At 56.8% G+C, this 15528-nt stretch carries 17 protein-coding genes and 1 pseudogene; all 18 read left to right on the top strand.

Going from position 1 to position 15528, the window contains the following annotated elements; all coding sequences use genetic code 11:
- Positions 1-133 precede the first annotated feature (133 nt).
- Entirely contained in the window at positions 134-376 is a 243-nt protein-coding gene (locus FTE24_RS14275) for an AtpZ/AtpI family protein (RefSeq protein ID WP_141447435.1), read from the top strand.
- The gene (locus tag FTE24_RS14270) at positions 369-827 is read left to right on the top strand and encodes an ATP synthase subunit I (protein ID WP_150235114.1); all 459 of its coding nucleotides are present in this window, start codon (positions 369-371) and stop codon (positions 825-827) included. Before FTE24_RS14275 ends, FTE24_RS14270 begins: the two co-directional genes overlap by 8 nt.
- Positions 820-1632, top strand: coding sequence for a F0F1 ATP synthase subunit A (atpB, locus tag FTE24_RS14265; RefSeq protein ID WP_150235116.1), 813 nt, complete (start codon positions 820-822; stop codon positions 1630-1632). Before FTE24_RS14270 ends, atpB begins: the two co-directional genes overlap by 8 nt.
- Positions 1633-1756: 124 nt before the next feature.
- Complete coding sequence (atpE, locus tag FTE24_RS14260; protein ID WP_087798618.1) at positions 1757-1981, top strand: F0F1 ATP synthase subunit C; 225 nt, start codon at positions 1757-1759, stop codon at positions 1979-1981.
- 122 nt (positions 1982-2103) lie between these two features.
- Positions 2104-2589: a F0F1 ATP synthase subunit B gene (gene atpF, locus FTE24_RS14255; RefSeq protein ID WP_141447431.1), complete on the top strand. Its 486-nt coding sequence runs from the start codon at positions 2104-2106 to the stop codon at positions 2587-2589.
- The gene (locus tag FTE24_RS14250) at positions 2586-3131 is read left to right on the top strand and encodes a F0F1 ATP synthase subunit delta (RefSeq protein WP_150235118.1); all 546 of its coding nucleotides are present in this window, start codon (positions 2586-2588) and stop codon (positions 3129-3131) included. Before atpF ends, FTE24_RS14250 begins: the two co-directional genes overlap by 4 nt.
- 18 nt (positions 3132-3149) lie before the next feature.
- Positions 3150-4664: a F0F1 ATP synthase subunit alpha gene (gene atpA, locus FTE24_RS14245; protein WP_141447429.1), complete on the top strand. Its 1515-nt coding sequence runs from the start codon at positions 3150-3152 to the stop codon at positions 4662-4664.
- Positions 4665-4932: 268 nt separating this feature from the next.
- Positions 4933-5796: an ATP synthase F1 subunit gamma gene (gene atpG, locus FTE24_RS14240; protein WP_141447428.1), complete on the top strand. Its 864-nt coding sequence runs from the start codon at positions 4933-4935 to the stop codon at positions 5794-5796.
- Between the two features lie 24 nt (positions 5797-5820).
- Positions 5821-7221 (top strand): F0F1 ATP synthase subunit beta, encoded by a 1401-nt coding sequence (atpD, locus tag FTE24_RS14235; protein WP_150235120.1) that lies wholly within the window; start codon positions 5821-5823, stop codon positions 7219-7221.
- Positions 7222-7252: 31 nt separating this feature from the next.
- Positions 7253-7675, top strand: a complete 423-nt coding sequence (locus tag FTE24_RS14230; RefSeq protein WP_150235122.1) for a F0F1 ATP synthase subunit epsilon — start codon at positions 7253-7255, stop codon at positions 7673-7675.
- A 331-nt stretch (positions 7676-8006) separates the two neighbouring features.
- Entirely contained in the window at positions 8007-8261 is a 255-nt protein-coding gene (locus FTE24_RS14225; protein WP_141447425.1) for a DUF1146 family protein, read from the top strand.
- Positions 8262-8423: 162 nt separating this feature from the next.
- Positions 8424-9770 carry a UDP-N-acetylglucosamine 1-carboxyvinyltransferase gene (gene murA / locus FTE24_RS14220; protein ID WP_150235124.1) on the top strand — a complete coding sequence of 449 codons (1347 nt, stop codon included), beginning with the start codon at positions 8424-8426 and terminating at the stop codon, positions 9768-9770.
- Between the two features lie 205 nt (positions 9771-9975).
- Positions 9976-10974: a rod shape-determining protein gene (locus tag FTE24_RS14215; RefSeq protein WP_141447423.1), complete on the top strand. Its 999-nt coding sequence runs from the start codon at positions 9976-9978 to the stop codon at positions 10972-10974.
- A 158-nt stretch (positions 10975-11132) separates the two neighbouring features.
- Entirely contained in the window at positions 11133-12011 is an 879-nt protein-coding gene (locus tag FTE24_RS14210) for a flagellar hook-basal body protein (RefSeq protein ID WP_150235126.1), read from the top strand.
- 16 nt (positions 12012-12027) lie between these two features.
- Positions 12028-12831 (top strand): flagellar hook-basal body protein, encoded by an 804-nt coding sequence (locus FTE24_RS14205; RefSeq protein WP_141447421.1) that lies wholly within the window; start codon positions 12028-12030, stop codon positions 12829-12831.
- 92 nt (positions 12832-12923) lie between these two features.
- On the top strand, positions 12924-13142 hold the full coding sequence (locus tag FTE24_RS14200; protein ID WP_337190054.1) for a DNA-directed RNA polymerase subunit beta: 219 nt from the start codon (positions 12924-12926) through the stop codon (positions 13140-13142).
- A 229-nt stretch (positions 13143-13371) separates the two neighbouring features.
- On the top strand, positions 13372-13803 hold the full coding sequence (gene fabZ, locus FTE24_RS14195) for a 3-hydroxyacyl-ACP dehydratase FabZ (RefSeq protein ID WP_141450396.1): 432 nt from the start codon (positions 13372-13374) through the stop codon (positions 13801-13803).
- Positions 13804-13855: 52 nt separating this feature from the next.
- A pseudogene (locus FTE24_RS14190) lies at positions 13856-15528 on the top strand (phospho-sugar mutase); the annotation flags it as partial.

Genomic DNA, 15528 nt, shown 5'->3' with positions numbered 1-15528 from the left:
TGAAGACACCTTCTTTCGGGCAGGCCAAAGTCTTGATCGGCAAGGGATTGCGGCACAAAAGGAAAAGTTCGGCGAATTGACAATAACTCTTACTTTTCAGTAAAATGAATGAGGATTATGAGATTGACAAGCGATGGTGAAGCGTATGGCCCCGAACAGAAAAAGCGGCCCCTGGAAAGCGATCGGACTTGTCAGCGCTATCGGTTTCGAGCTTGTTTCGTTTACGCTGCTCGGATTTTTTTTCGGGCGTTGGATCAACGAAAAAACAGGCGGTTCCGGTCTCTGGATCGGACTTGGCGTGTTGGTCGGATTGGCCGTGGGAGCGTTTGGCGTAGTCGTGCTCGTCCGTAAAGTTTTGGAGGGAAGCGATGACTAGCGAATTACCGAAATACATGCGGTGGCTTACACGCGTTACATATACACTCCTGGCGATCGGCGCCTGTTGGATGCTGATCGCTCCCCATCATCACCCGGTGGTATTGGGCATCGTTTTCGGAGCAAGCGTAAGCTGTATGAGCGCGTATTATTTGGGTCACCGGGTTCGTAAAATTACGGACGCGGTGTCGGAAGGAAGAAAGGCTCGGGGCGGTCTGGGCTTTGCCTGGAGAGCGATTGCGGCGATTGCGGCTCTTGTCGTCGCTATCGAATTTCCGCATGAGGTCAATTTGATCGCGCTGATGGCAAGCCTGGTTGCAGCCCCGATTATCCTGCTGATCGTAGGCATTTTGATCACGCGCAAGGATACCAAGGCAGAAGCCCTCTACTTTGAGCAAAAGCGGAGGGAGAAAGAGAAACTGGCTGAAGAAAGGGGTGAAAAAAATGCATGAAGCTCCAATAATTATGCTCGGAGGGATGCGCTTCGATCTTTCGATCATCCTGATGTTGGTCGTAAGCTGCACGGTCGTGTTCCTGATTGCCAAGCTGGCAACCCGTAACATGTCCGTCGAAAATCCGGGCAAGCTCCAGAACTTCATGGAATGGGTCATCGAATTCGTTCAGAATCAGGTAGCCGGAACGATGGACATGAAGAAAGGCAGACCTTTCGTAACGCTGGCCGTGACGCTGATCATGTTTATCTTCGTCAGTAACATGCTGGGCCTTCCGTTCGGTATCGTAATGCATCCGCACAGCGCGGAAGAAGCGACAATCTTCGGCCAACCGATCATTACCGCCGTGGAAGCGTTCAACTCGGCCGCTGCTGCCGGACAGGAACCGCACGTGGAGATCGCGTTCTGGAAATCGCCTACCGCCGACGTTTCCGTCGCCATGGCGCTGGCCGCGATGATTTTCATCCTGGTCCACTTCCTGGGCATTACGAAAAATACCAAGGCTTATTTCAAGCACTACTTCGAGCCGTATCCGGTATTCTTCCCGATCAACTTGATCGAGCAGTTCTCCAGTCTCCTGACGCACGGCATGCGTCTCTATGGCAATATCTTTGCCGGCGAGGTTCTGATCAGCGTGATCCTGAAGCTGGCAGCCGTCAACGTCGTAGGCATGATCGCTTCCATTCCGCTGATGGCGATCTGGCAGGGATTCAGTATTTTCGTAGGCGCGATCCAGGCTTTCGTCTTTACGATTCTGGCACTGGTCTACATTTCCCAAAAGATCGAAACGCACGACGAGCATTAGCCTGATTCCACAGGTTCACCGCTTTACGGGTCCAACGCAAGGATAAGGGGTACATAACCGCTGTCCAAGCTGGCTATATAAACAATTATTTTTCTAATACTTAAGGAGGCTTACACAAATGGGTTTGGGAGCTATGGCATTGATTGCCGCTGCAATTGCAGTCGGTTTGGGCGCACTCGGCGCAGGTATTGGTAACGGTCTGATCATCAGCAAAACGGTTGAGGGTATCGCACGTCAGCCGGAAGCAAAATCGACGCTGCAAACGACAATGTTTATCGGTGTCGGTCTGGTCGAAGCACTGCCGATCATCGGCGTGGTCCTGGCGTTCATTTTCTACGCCGCGGCATAACTTAAAACTAGTATGGCGGGGATGGCACAGCCTCCGCGCCTTCTTTTTGGAATGAGTACTTTTTACGTATTGAAATAAACTTATCTATGTTCCGTTCATTGAACTGGGAAGGAGTGACTCAGATGGATATTGTATGGTCTTCAATATGGATTACGCTGCTCGCGTTTCTGATTCTCTACTGGCTGCTCAGCCGTTACGCGATCGGACCCCTGATGTCCGTCATGGAGAAGCGCCGGGAATTGGTGCTTGGCCAGTTGAACGAGGCATCGGCGACGCGCGAAGAAGCGGCCGCTTACGTGGAACAGCAAAAAGAAGCGCTCCAGCAAGCACGCAAAGACGCTTACGACATCATTGAACAATCGAGACAGACGAGCGGCAAGCAGGCCGATCAACTGATCGCGCAGGCCAAAGAAGAATCCGTGCGCCTGAAGGACGAAGCGCTCCGCGATATCGAGAGCGAGAAGAACAAAGCCATGGCTGCCCTGCGCGGCGAAGTGGGACGCGTCTCCGTACAGATCGCTTCCAAGCTGATCGAAAAAGAGATCGACGAAAAATCGAACGAAGGCCTGGTCGATCAGTATCTGAAAGACGTAGGAACGAAGTCGTGAGCCGCGATACGCGGGTCGCGAAACGTTATGCGCGCGCGCTTTTCGAAGTGACTTTCGCCGAAGGCAAAGTCGCCGAGACTCAGGCCGAGCTGCGTGCCATCGCCGAAGCTTTCGCGTCCGATCCGGCTCTGAACAAGTTCGTGTCTTCGCCCGGCGTATCCGCCGAAGACAAGCAAAAAGTGCTGAACTGCGCTTTTGCGGGCCGCGTCTCCGCACCGGTCATCCGCACGGTCGAACTGTTGATCGCGCGCGGACGGACCCAGCTGTTCGGCGAACTGCGCGAAAGTTACGAACAGATTTCCAATGAAGCGCTCGGCGTGGCCGATGCCACCGTATACAGCGCTTTTCCTTTGACCGAACAAGAGAAAGCCGCAGCCGTCGAACGTTTCGGCATGCTGACCGGCAAAAAAATTACGATATACAACGTGATAGACAAAAGCGTGCTTGGCGGCGCCAAAGTCGTGATCGGCAATACGCTGTACGACGGAAGCCTGGCGGGCAAGCTTGCCCGTCTCGAAAAGTCTTTCGAAAGACAAGCATAGTGACAGGGGGGAAACCACTTGAGTATCAGACCTGATGAAATCAGCACGCTGATTAAGAGCCAGATTGAACAGTATCAAAACGAAATCGAAGTTGCCGAAGTGGGAACCGTTATTCAAATCGGCGACGGTATCGCCCGCGCGCACGGACTCGATAACGTTATGTCGGGCGAACTGCTTGAATTCTCCAACGGCGTAATGGGCATGGCCCTCAACCTGGAAGAAGACAACGTAGGTATCGTTATCCTGGGTCCTTACACGGACATCCGCGAAGGCGACCAGGTCAAGCGTACGGGACGCATCATGGAAGTTCCGGTCGGCGAAGCGCTGCTCGGACGCGTCGTCAATCCGCTCGGACAGCCTGTCGACGGCAAAGGTCCGATCGATACGACCCATTTCCGCCCTGTAGAAGGATCGGCACCGGGCGTTATCGACCGGAAGTCCGTACATGAACCGATGCAGACCGGTATCAAAGCCATCGACTCGATGGTTCCGATCGGCCGCGGACAGCGCGAACTGATCATCGGCGACCGTCAAACGGGTAAAACGACGATCGCGATCGATACCATCCTTAACCAAAAAGGCAACAACGTGAAGTGCGTGTACGTCGCGATCGGACAGAAACAGTCCACCGTGGCCCAGGTCGTAGAAACGCTGCGTCGTACCGGCGCCCTGGAATACACGATCGTCGTGACGGCTTCCGCTTCGGACCCGGCTCCGCTTCAGTACATCTCGGCTTACGCCGGCTGCGCGATGGGCGAGTACTTCATGTACAAAGGCGAGCACGCGCTCGTCATCTACGATGACTTGTCCAAACAAGCCGCGGCTTACCGCGAATTGTCCCTGCTGCTCCGCCGTCCTCCGGGTCGGGAAGCTTATCCGGGCGACGTCTTCTACCTGCACTCCCGTCTGCTCGAACGCGCAGCCAAGCTGAGCGACGCTCGCGGCGGCGGCTCGCTGACGGCTCTGCCGTTCATCGAAACGCAGGCTTCGGACGTATCGGCATACATCCCGACGAACGTGATCTCGATCACCGACGGACAGATCTTCCTGGAATCGGACCTGTTCTATTCGGGTCAGCGTCCGGCGATCAACGTCGGTATCTCGGTATCCCGGGTCGGCGGCTCCGCGCAGATCAAAGCGATGAAGAAAGTCGCCGGTACACTGCGTCTGGATCTGGCCCAATACCGCGAGCTGCAGGCGTTCTCGCAGTTCGGTTCCGACCTCGACAAATCGACGCTGTCGCGCCTCAACCGCGGCGCGCGCATGATGGAAATCCTCAAGCAGGGCGTTAACCAACCTTTGTCGGTCGAACAGCAGGTCGTAAGCTTGTACACGGCCGTAAAAGGCATGCTTGACGATATTCCGGTTGCGGACGTTCGCCGTTTCGAGCGCGAGTTCCTCGCTTACATGACGACCGAGCATCAAGCGATTCTCGATTCGATCATCCAAACGAAGGATCTGACTTCCGACAACGAAAAAGCGTTGGTAGCCGCGATCGACCAATTCAAAAAAGGATTTGCGACGACGGCTTAATCGTACAAGCGCATCTCTTCAACAGAAGCCTTCGGGGCTGCGAATGGGTAAAGCCGCGTCCTTTCCGCAAGGGAAGAGCGGCTTTGCGCATAAGCTCCGCCGGACCGGCTTCGCGACATAGAGCAGAAGCAAGGCAGTAGATGCTTACGAAGTGACTTTGCTTCGCAAAGTCTGGCAGTAGATGCTTACGAAGTGACTTTGCTTCGCAAAGTCTGACAGTAGATGCTTACGAAGTGACTTTGCTTCGCAAAGTCTGGAGGTGAACAAAATGGCAAAAGGAATACGCGAGATCAAGCGTCAGATCAAGAGTACCCAAAACACCCGTCAGATCACCAAGGCGATGGAGATGGTAGCGGCTTCGAAGCTGCGCCGCGCGCAGGAGAAGACCGAAGCGGCTCGTCCGTACTCCGAGAAACTGCGTGAAGTGGTAGCGAGCATCGCTTCCGCCAGTACGGGGATCCGTCATCCGATGCTGGAGAAGCGGGAAGTGCGCAAAACGGCTTATCTCGTCATCACTTCGGACCGCGGCCTGGCCGGCGGTTACAATGCGAATATCCTGCGCCGCGTATCCAACGAACTGCGCGACCGGCATACTTCGCCGGACCAATACGTGCTGTACGTGATCGGACGAAAAGGACGCGACTATTTCCGCAGACGCGGCATCGAGATCGCCGAGACGGTAACGGAATTGTCCGATTCGCCTTCTTTTGCGGATATCAAAGCGGTCGCGGCACGTGCCGTACAGGATTACGAGTTGGGACATACCGACGCGCTGTACTTATGTTATAACCAGTTCGTCAACGCGCTTACCCAGATTCCGCAGGTCGATGCGCTGCTGCCGATGGAGCCGGTCTCCTTCGACGGAGCGACTCAGGCCTACGAATTCGAGCCTTCGGCGGAAGCCGTACTCGGCGAACTGCTGCCGCGTTACGCGGAAACGCTGATCTACAAAGCGGTGCTCGAAGGCAAAGCGAGCGAACTTGGCGCGAAGATGACCGCCATGGGATCCGCGACCAAGAATGCTTCGAAGTTGATCAACGAATACACGCTTACTTACAACCGGGCGCGTCAGGCGGCCATTACCCAGGAAATTACCGAAATCGTGGCGGGCGCGAGTGCCGCACAAAGCTGAAGCTTGTAGGAGGGAAAACCAAGCATGAATACAGGACGCATCATCAGCATCACGGGTCCGGTTGTCGACGTGGAATTCGAACGCGGTCAGCTTCCGGAAATCCTGAATGCGCTCAAGATCCAAAAAGCGACGGAAAACGGCGAAACCATCGAATTGACTCTGGAAGTTTCCAACCATCTGGGCGACAACACGGTGCGCTGCATCGCGATGTCTTCCACCGACGGCTTGACGCGCGGAAGCGTGGTCATCGACACGGGCGCCCCGATTTCCGTGCCGGTCGGCGAAATTACGCTGGGACGCGTATTTAACGTTCTCGGCGAGCCGATCGACGAAGCGGGCGAAGTCGTATCCACGATCAAAAACCCGATTCACCGTCAGCCTCCTACGTTCGACGAACTGTCGACGCAGGCGGAAATGCTCGAAACCGGCATCAAGGTTATCGATCTGCTCGCTCCTTACGCAAAAGGCGGTAAAATCGGCCTGTTCGGCGGCGCCGGCGTAGGCAAAACGGTTACGATCCAGGAACTGATCAACAACATCGCACAGGAACACGGCGGTATCTCCGTATTCGCGGGCGTCGGCGAACGCACGCGCGAAGGTAACGACTTGTACCACGAGATGAGAGAATCCGGCGTTATCAGCAAAACGGCCATGGTATTCGGTCAGATGAACGAGCCTCCGGGCGCGCGTTTGCGCGTAGCGTTGACCGGTCTGACGATGGCGGAGTATTTCCGCGATCAGGAAGGCCGCGACGTACTGCTGTTCGTCGACAACATCTTCCGCTTCACCCAAGCCGGTTCGGAAGTATCCGCCCTGCTGGGCCGGATGCCTTCGGCCGTAGGTTACCAGCCTACGCTGGCTACCGAAATGGGTCAGCTGCAGGAACGGATCACTTCGACCAAGACCGGTTCCGTAACGTCGATCCAGGCGATCTACGTACCGGCGGACGATTATACCGACCCGGCTCCGGCGACGACTTTCGCCCATTTGGACGCAACGACCAACCTGGAGCGTAAAATTTCCGAAATGGGTATTTTCCCGGCCGTCGATCCGCTCGCTTCGAGTTCGCGGATTCTGGCTCCGGACGTCGTGGGCGAAGAGCACTACGATGTTGCCCAAGGCGTCAAGCAGCTGCTGGCCCGCTATCGCGAGCTGCAGGACATCATCGCAATCCTCGGTATGGACGAGCTGAGCGAGGACGACAAAGTCATCGTATCGCGCGCACGCAAAATCCAGCGCTTCCTGTCGCAACCGTTCCACGTTGCCGAAGCCTTCACGGGCCTCAAAGGCCGTTACGTTCCGGTCAAGGAAACGATCCGCAGCTTCCGCGAAATCCTCGACGGCAAGCACGACAATCTGCCGGAAGCGGCATTCCTCTTTGTCGGCACGATCGAAGAAGCCGTCGAGAAAGCGAAAACCCTGTAAGCTGCCAAGCTTTGGGTGAGGAGGGATAGAAGTGAGCACCTTTTTGCTTGAAATCGTTACGCCGGAGCGCCTGATCTACTCCGGCGACGTCAGCCGCATCATCGCCAAAAGCGTGGAAGGCGACATGGGCGTGCTGCCGGGACACATCCCGACAGTCGCTCCGCTTCAGATCGGCGCGCTCACGGTCCAGCATGACGGCAAGCGTTCGCACATTGCCGTGCATGGCGGCTTCCTTGAAGTTCGCCGCGACAAGGTCGTCGTGTTGGCCGAAAGCGCCGAACTGCCGGAGAGCATCGACATCGACCGCGCACGCGCGGCGAGAGAAAGAGCCGAGATGCGTCTCGAAAGCGGAAAAATGCACCAGGACGAAGTCGATTACATGCGTGCGGAAGTTGCGCTCAAACGGGCGCTTACCCGTCTCGACGTAACCAACATGGACATCGTCAACAAATAAATCAGACCGATCTCTCCGGAGATCGGTTTTTTGCTTATTTCACCTATTTCCCCGGAAATAATTTTCGGCAAAGGCTAATGAAAAAAATCCGTATGCCGATAATCAAAAAGACCTGTCGTACAAGCCTTTCCCAATGAAACGCTTACATATTTTAAGCGAGCAAGCAAAACCCAATTAATGGGCTGTGAAGGAAAGTAATGGTCGCTTTTTTGCAAAATTTGTTCGAAATGTGCTGGATTCTTCGGCCGCTTCCCCGTATTATAGAGGAGTCCGCAAAAATATCGTTATGCGGATCGGAGTACGACCGGACGAACGAAAGGAGTGGGGGACGATGGGTGAAAACGCCCTGGCATCTTTCTCGCAAACCGGAGTTTTCGGTATTTTGTCCATGGTCATATCACTGGGCTGTATCCTCTTGTCCTGGTGGGCGCTGCAGAATTTGAAGCTCGATCTGATCATCCGTCATCCGCAGAGCCCGCAGGGGAAAATGCTGCATGTGCTGCTGGCGATAGTGCTCGGGCATTTCGTCGCAAAATTCATGTTGGATTATATCGGATGGTCCCAACTGCTTAGAATGGGATTCTAAAGAACGAAATTGTTTTAAGTCGGAGTGCTTGGGTTAATCACTGATTAGGCCTATTTGCCCTCATGACTCACAAGACGAACCGACCTTCAGGTCGGCATGTGCACAATACCACAAACAAACACACAATTAAACGCAAATTAAACGCGCGGAGGGAATACGTAGATGAGCAAATTTATCGTCCGCGGCGGCAAACGATTGACCGGAACCGTGAAAGTTAGCGGAGCCAAAAATTCGGTGCTTCCTATCATCGCTGCCAGTCTGTTGGGACAAGAAGGAGAGAGCATCATTTCGGATGCGCCTCCTCTTGACGACGTCATGACCATCAATAAAGTTTTGGAATCGCTAGGAGCGGGCATTACATACCAGGATGAAGTTATCCGCGTAGATGCACGAAATCTGACTTCATCTGAAGCGCCTTACGAATGGGTGAGCAAAATGCGCGCCTCCTTCCTCGTAATGGGGCCTTTGCTTGCGCGCTTGGGCTCTACCCGCATCTCGATGCCGGGCGGCTGCGCAATCGGTACGCGCCCGATCGACCTGCACCTGAAAGGGTTCGAGGCGATGGGAGCGACTGTCACGCTGGGTGAAGGATACGTCGAAGCGAAAAGCGACGGCAGACTCCGCGGAGCGAAAATCTATCTCGACGTGGCCAGCGTGGGCGCGACCGAGAACATCATGATGGCAGCCACGATGGCTGACGGCACGACGACGATCGAGAACGCGGCAAAAGAGCCGGAAATCGTTGACTTGGCCAACTATCTGAACGCCATGGGCGCGGTTGTCCGCGGCGCCGGTACGGGCACGATCCGGATCGAAGGCGTCGAGAAGCTGATCGGCGCTCCGCACACCGTCATTCCCGACCGCATCGAAGCGGGCACCTACATGGTAGCCGCAGCGATCACGGGCGGCGACGTGTACGTCGAAGGCGCGATTGCCGACCACCTCGGTCCGGTCGTAGCCAAGATGGAAGAGATGGGCGTAACGGTACTGCCGGACGAAAACGGCATCCGCGTTATCGCCGACAAGCCTCTGCGCGCCGTCGACATCAAAACGCTGCCTTATCCGGGCTTCCCGACGGACATGCAGTCGCAGATGATGGCGCTGCTGCTCAGTGCGACCGGAACGAGCGTCGTGACCGAGACGGTGTTCGAGAACCGCTTCATGCACGTCGATCAGTTCAGCCTGATGAACGCCGAGATCAAAGTCGAAGGCCGTTCTTCGTTCGTGACGGGCAACACCAAATTCGTGGGCGCCAAAGTAACGGCGACCGACCTTCGCGCGGGCGCGGCGCTGATCTGTGCCGGCCTCGTAGCGGAAGGCACAACCGAAGTGGGCGGCACGCACCATATCGACCGCGGCTACGTCAACCTGACGGAGAAGCTGGTCGGTCTGGGCGCAGACATCTGGCGCGTTTCGATGCCGGAAGCGGCAGCCGAGACGTCCGCCGCGGCGGAAACGTCCGTGCGTAATGAAACTCCGATGTTCAACGTTCAGCCGACCTGGGCCTAAGCCCGGGAAGATGCGGACACCGTTCCAAAACCCAAGTTCATTCGAACTTGGGTTTTTTGCGTTTCAGAGCGGGATTTCCCTTGAATTTCCGTTGATGTAGAGCGTATAAATATGGTATGTTAAAAGCTGGTAGTTTGCAGGGCGCCGACGGAAGCGCGCAGTAAAAAAAGCCGAATAACAAGGATGCTGGAGGCCGCGAAAAGACATGTTGAGCAAGGATATCGGAATCGACCTGGGCACGGCGAACGTGCTGATTTACGTAAAGGGCAAAGGCGTCGTCATCGATGAGCCGTCGGTTGTGGCAGTGGAGAAAGAGTCGAAACGCGTGCTGGCTGTCGGCGAAGAAGCGCGCCGCATGGTCGGACGCACGCCCGGCAATATCGAAGTGGTGCGGCCGCTGCGCGACGGCGTCATCGCGGACTTCGACATTACGGAAGCGATGCTGCGTTACTTTATTAACAAAGTGGGCGGTCGCAGCTGGTACAGCAATCCGCGGATTTTGATCTGCGCGCCGACCAACATCACCTCCGTCGAGCAAAAAGCGATCCGTGAAGCGGCCCAGCGTACCGGAGCGAAAGACGTTTATCTGGAAGAAGAACCGAAAGCCGCGGCGATCGGAGCCGGCATGGACATTTACCAGCCGAGCGGGAATATGGTCGTCGATATCGGCGGCGGCACGACCGACGTGGCCGTCCTGTCGATGGGCGACATCGTGACGTCCTCCTCGATCAAAGTGGCGGGCGACACGTTCGACGAATCGATTATCCGTTACATCAAAAATAAATATAAGCTGCTGATCGGCGAACGCACGGCGGAAGATCTCAAAATCAATATCGCTTCCGTGCATCCGGACGGACGCCAGGCTGAAGTCGATATCCGCGGACGGGACATGGTAAGCGGCCTGCCGCGCACCGTGTCCGTCACGTCGGCCGAAGTCAAGGAAGCGCTGGACGAGTCGGTCGCTTTGATCGTCAGCGCCGCGAAGTCGGTGCTGGAACGCACTCCGCCGGAACTGTCGGCCGATATTATCGATCGCGGCGTCGTGCTGACGGGCGGGGGAGCCCTGCTGCACGGCCTGAACGACCTGCTGGCCAGCGAACTGCGGGTGCCGGTCTGGATCGCGGAAGACCCGATGCACTGCGTAGTCAAAGGAACGCAGAAGATGCTGGACCATCTCGATCAGACCGCGAAGAAAAAATTCTGATTTTCGCTTAATTATTTTCCGAATCTGCCGATATATATAACACAAGGCCGAGGGGCTTTTTTAAAAGCGCCGACGGCAGGGGAACGGACGGAGACAGCCGGGATTCATACACGCAGGAACAGACCGCATCCGCGATATCGGAAAGGGGAACACATCGAATGCTTAGAGGATTATACACGGCAACCGCAGGCATGATGACGCAGCAGCACAGACACGACACCGTTACGCAGAACATCGCCAACCTGAACACGACGGGGTACAAGCAGGTAGAGAGCGTGGCGCGTTCTTTTCCGGAAGTCATGGTCGCGCTGCAGAACGGTGACGAAGGCCGCGACAACCGCAGCGTGGGCAAGCTGAACACGGGCGTGTTCGCCGAAGAAAGCATTTCGATGATGGTACAGGGCGACGTGACGGAGACGCTGTCTTCGGACGACCTGGCTCTCACTTCCGATATTCAACTGGCCAATCCGCAGGGCGGCAACTTCGTATTCGACGCTTCCGGCAAAGCGGTTCAGGCGAACGGCGATACGGTCTATAAGCCGCAGGCGTTTTTCAACGTACAGAATCCGCAGGGCGGCGTCAGCTACACGCGTGACGGCGATATGCATCTGGGCGTCGACGGACGTCTCCTGACCTCGATGAACCAGAGCGTGCTCGGACAGGACGGACAGCCGATCGTGCTGGCCGGCACAATGGACGACTACTGGGTGCGGGAGAACGGAACGATTTTCAACAAAGCGACAGGGGCGGCCGCAGGCCGGATCGGCATAACGGTCGCGGAACGGCCGAACGAACTGACGCGAGACGGCGAAGGCTTGTTCACGGAGAAGACGCAGGGCGGAGCTTCGCTCCGGGCGGCTACGGACGCCGACCAGTTCGACGTGAAGCAGGGTTATCTGGAGCGCTCGACGGTAGACGCGGCCCAGTCGATGGTCGACATGACCGCCGCGCTGCGTGCGTACGAAGCGAACCAGAAAGTTGTGCAGTTCTACGACAAGAGTTTGGAAAAAGCGGTTAACGAAGTCGGAAGAGTCTAACTAAGGGGGCATATTCATGAACAACTCGATGATCGGCGCCGCGGTAACGATGAACGGCCTCCAACGGAAGCTCGACCTCATTTCGGACAATATCGCAAACGTGGATACAGTCGGCTACAAAGCCAAGCAGGGCAGTTTCCAGGACGTGTTGACGCGCGTGCAGCAGCAGGGAGATTCGTTCCAACTGGGCGGACGCCGCACGGATGCCGGATACAACCTCGGCTTCGGCGCACGAATGAGCGAAGTCACGATCGACCTGACCCAGGGGCCGCTCAAGGAAACGGGCAGCCTTTCGGATCTCGCGATCGAAGGCAACGCCGTATTCGAAGTTCAGGTGAACGGCGAGAAAGCGTGGACGCGCGAAGGCGGATTCCAACTGGCTTCGCTCGGTGACGATGCCCGGAACGTATATCTGATGACGAATCAGGGACATCCGGTCATGGGCACCAACGGACAGCCAATCCGTATCCCGGCCAACTCCAAGCTGCAAGTAGACAGCGACGGCAGCGTCCGGGCACTGAATCCGAACGGCACGAGCACGGCGGCCGGCCAGATCTCGCTGGCGCGTGTGAATCGTTCGGAAGGACTCGTTCAGACGGAAGGCAACACCTTTGTGCTTGCCGAGGGCGCGAACGAGGCGGAAGTGCTCGGCAACGCCGGCCAAGCCCAGGTCAGACAAGGTTACGTGGAGCAATCGAACGTCGACCTGACCGCGCAGATGACCGAACTGCTGCAGGTGCAGCGCGCGTATCAGCTGGCCGCCAAGGCGCTGACTTCAAGCGATACGATGGCGACGATCGCCAACGGCATCCGTCAGTAATCGAATCACGCATAACTAAAAGTAATCAACAATAAGTCCGAAGCTCCGGCAGATGCCTGGGGCTTCGGACTTTGCGGCAAGGAGGGGTAGAAGTGGAAAAGGTGATGGACGAGCAGAACGAAGCTCCCGTACGCCGTAAAAGAAAGTTCGGCAGAAAGGCGTTGCGTTTTACTCTTTTCCTGCTTTTTTTCATCGTATGCCTGGCCGGAGGACTGGTGTTCGGCTACGTGTACGTCGGCAAGCAGCCGCTGGAAGAAGCTTTTCAGCCGGAAACGTGGGTGCACGTGTTCGATCTGGTGTTTGCTCCGTAGCAGCAGCCGGGACGCAAGCCTTCGGCGCCAAGCGCAAAGTTCGCTCGGGAACGGCGTTTTGGCACGGTCCAATATTTGAAAAAGCCATGCCCTGTCGGGTACGGCAGAGCCGCTTGTCGGGCCATTCGGCCCGGGGCGGCTTTTTTGATGCCCGGTTTTCCGCGATTTCTTTTTGCGTCGGGAAACTGTATAATGATGGGGGAAATTGCCGAAGGGAGTTTTGCTCGTGATTTTGGATTCGCAGCAGATTCAAGAGATTATTCCGCACCGTCCGCCGTTCCTGTTGGTGGACCGGATTCTGGAGGTCGAACCGGGCAAGCGCGCGGTCGGCATCAAAAACGTAACCGTTAACGAACCTTTCTTTGCCGGACATTTTCCGGGTTATCCGGTCATGCCGGGGGTATTAATAGTTGAGGCTCTCGCCCAGGTCGGAAGCGTCGCGATGATGATCGTGGAAGAAAACCGCGGCAAGCTCGGTTTTTTTGCCGGCATCGACGGATTCCGTTTCCGGGGGCAGGTCAAGCCCGGCGACACGCTGCAGCTTGAGGTCGAGATGACCCGCTTCAAAGGGATGATCGGAAAAGGACACGCCGTGGCGAAAGTGGACGGAAAAGTGGTAGCCGAAGGCGACATGATGTTTGCGCTTGCGAACCGCGAATAACCGCACGGTTGCCTCTTCACCCCAACAATCCGGACAGGGAGGTACAAGAATTATGTTGAACGAAAAAACCGCGGCGGTGGTCAGCCAATGGCTGGAAGACCCAAGCATCGACGAAACGACCAAACAAGAGCTGCGCGCGCTGGAATCGCAGCCGGAAGAACTGGAAGATCGCTTTTACCGGGAGCTTGAATTCGGAACGGGCGGACTGCGCGGCGTGATCGGCGCCGGCAGCAACCGCATGAACCGGTACACGGTAGGCAAAGCGACGCAGGGCCTGGCGGAGTACATACTCGAAACGGCGCAGGGCAAAGACGGGCAGCCGTCCGTCATCATCGCGCACGATTCGCGCCATTTCTCGCCTGAATTTTCGCTCGAAGCGGCATTGGTCCTGGCGGCGAACGGAATCGTGGCCAAGCTGTATCCTTCGCTGCGCACGACGCCGCAGCTGTCGTTCTCGGTACGCCATCTGCAGGCCGACGGCGGCATCATGGTCACGGCGAGCCATAACCCGCCGGAATACAACGGCTACAAAGTGTACAACCACGAAGGCGGACAGCTCGTACCGCACGAAGCGGAACGCGTAATCAGCCTCGTGCAGGGCGTGCAATCGTTCTCCGCGATCAAGCGCATCACCCGCGAAGAAGCGGAAGCGCAGGGTCTGCTGGTCTGGCTCGGCGACGCCGAAGACGAAGCGTTCATCGAGACGGTCGCAAGCCTGTCCCTGAGCCGCGAGCAGCTGGCCGCGGGCCAGGGCAGCGATCTGCAGGTCGTGTTCACTCCGCTGCACGGAACGGGCAATCTGCCGGTTCGCCGCGTGCTGGAGAAGATCGGCTTCAAGAATGTCGCTGTCGTGCCGGAGCAGGAGCAGCCGGACGGCGACTTCCCGACCGTCAAGTCGCCGAACCCGGAAGAACGCGAAGCGTTCACGCTCGCGATGAAGCTCGGGGAAGAACTCAATGCCGACATTCTGATCGGCACCGACCCCGACTGCGACCGCGTAGGCGCCGTCGTGCGCAACAAGGAAGGCCAATACGTCGTCCTGAGCGGTAACCAATCGGGCGCGATCATGGTCGATTACGTGCTGGGCCGTATGAAGGAAGCGGGTACGCTGCCTAAGAACGGCGCGGTCATCAAAACGATCGTGACCAGCGAGATGGGGGCGGTTATCGCCCGTCATTACGGCGCGGAAGTGCTGAACACGCTGACAGGCTTCAAGTATATTGGCGAGAAAATGAACCAGTTTGAACAAAGCGGGGAGCACACTTTCCTGTTCGGCTACGAAGAAAGCTACGGCTACCTGGCCGGCAACTATGCGCGCGACAAGGACGCGGTGCTGGCCTCCATGCTGCTGGCCGAAGCGGCGGCCTATTACAAGACGCAGGGCAAGACGCTGTACGAAGTGCTCGAAGATTTGTACGAGCAGTTCGGCACATTCGTCGAACGCCTGGAATCGCGGACGATGAAAGGCAAGGACGGACTGGCCAAAATCCAGTCGATCATGTCCGATTGGCGCGAGAACCCGCCGACCGAAGTGGGCGGCGTCAAAGTCGTGCAGACGCTCGATTACGCGCAGGGCATCGACGGTCTGCCGTCGGAGAACGTGCTGAAGTACATGCTGGAGGATGACTCCTGGTTCGTGCTGCGTCCGTCGGGCACCGAGCCGAAGATCAAAGTCTACTTCGCGGTACGCGGCGATTCGCTCGCGGACGCGGAAGCGGCGGTAGG

This window comes from Saccharibacillus sp. WB 17 (assembly GCF_008634075.2).
GTDB lineage: Bacteria > Bacillota > Bacilli > Paenibacillales > Paenibacillaceae > Saccharibacillus > Saccharibacillus brassicae.
The sequence above is the reverse complement of the archived record's forward strand: the minus strand, read 5'-3'. Positions and strand labels throughout refer to the sequence as shown.

Excerpts from the sequence above, each read along its gene's own strand:
- murA (WP_150235124.1), top strand. The coding sequence starts at position 8,424 with ATGAGCAAATTTATCGTCCGCGGCGGCAAACGATTGACCGGAACCGTG.
- atpB (WP_150235116.1), top strand. The coding sequence starts at position 820 with ATGCATGAAGCTCCAATAATTATGCTCGGAGGGATGCGCTTCGATCTT.
- FTE24_RS14215 (WP_141447423.1), top strand. The coding sequence starts at position 9,976 with ATGTTGAGCAAGGATATCGGAATCGACCTGGGCACGGCGAACGTGCTG.
- FTE24_RS14210 (WP_150235126.1), top strand. The coding sequence starts at position 11,133 with ATGCTTAGAGGATTATACACGGCAACCGCAGGCATGATGACGCAGCAG.
- FTE24_RS14275 (WP_141447435.1), top strand. The coding sequence starts at position 134 with ATGGTGAAGCGTATGGCCCCGAACAGAAAAAGCGGCCCCTGGAAAGCG.
- atpG (WP_141447428.1), top strand. The coding sequence starts at position 4,933 with ATGGCAAAAGGAATACGCGAGATCAAGCGTCAGATCAAGAGTACCCAA.
- atpD (WP_150235120.1), top strand. The coding sequence starts at position 5,821 with ATGAATACAGGACGCATCATCAGCATCACGGGTCCGGTTGTCGACGTG.
- FTE24_RS14205 (WP_141447421.1), top strand. The coding sequence starts at position 12,028 with ATGAACAACTCGATGATCGGCGCCGCGGTAACGATGAACGGCCTCCAA.
- FTE24_RS14225 (WP_141447425.1), top strand. The coding sequence starts at position 8,007 with ATGGGTGAAAACGCCCTGGCATCTTTCTCGCAAACCGGAGTTTTCGGT.
- FTE24_RS14270 (WP_150235114.1), top strand. The coding sequence starts at position 369 with ATGACTAGCGAATTACCGAAATACATGCGGTGGCTTACACGCGTTACA.
- atpF (WP_141447431.1), top strand. The coding sequence starts at position 2,104 with ATGGATATTGTATGGTCTTCAATATGGATTACGCTGCTCGCGTTTCTG.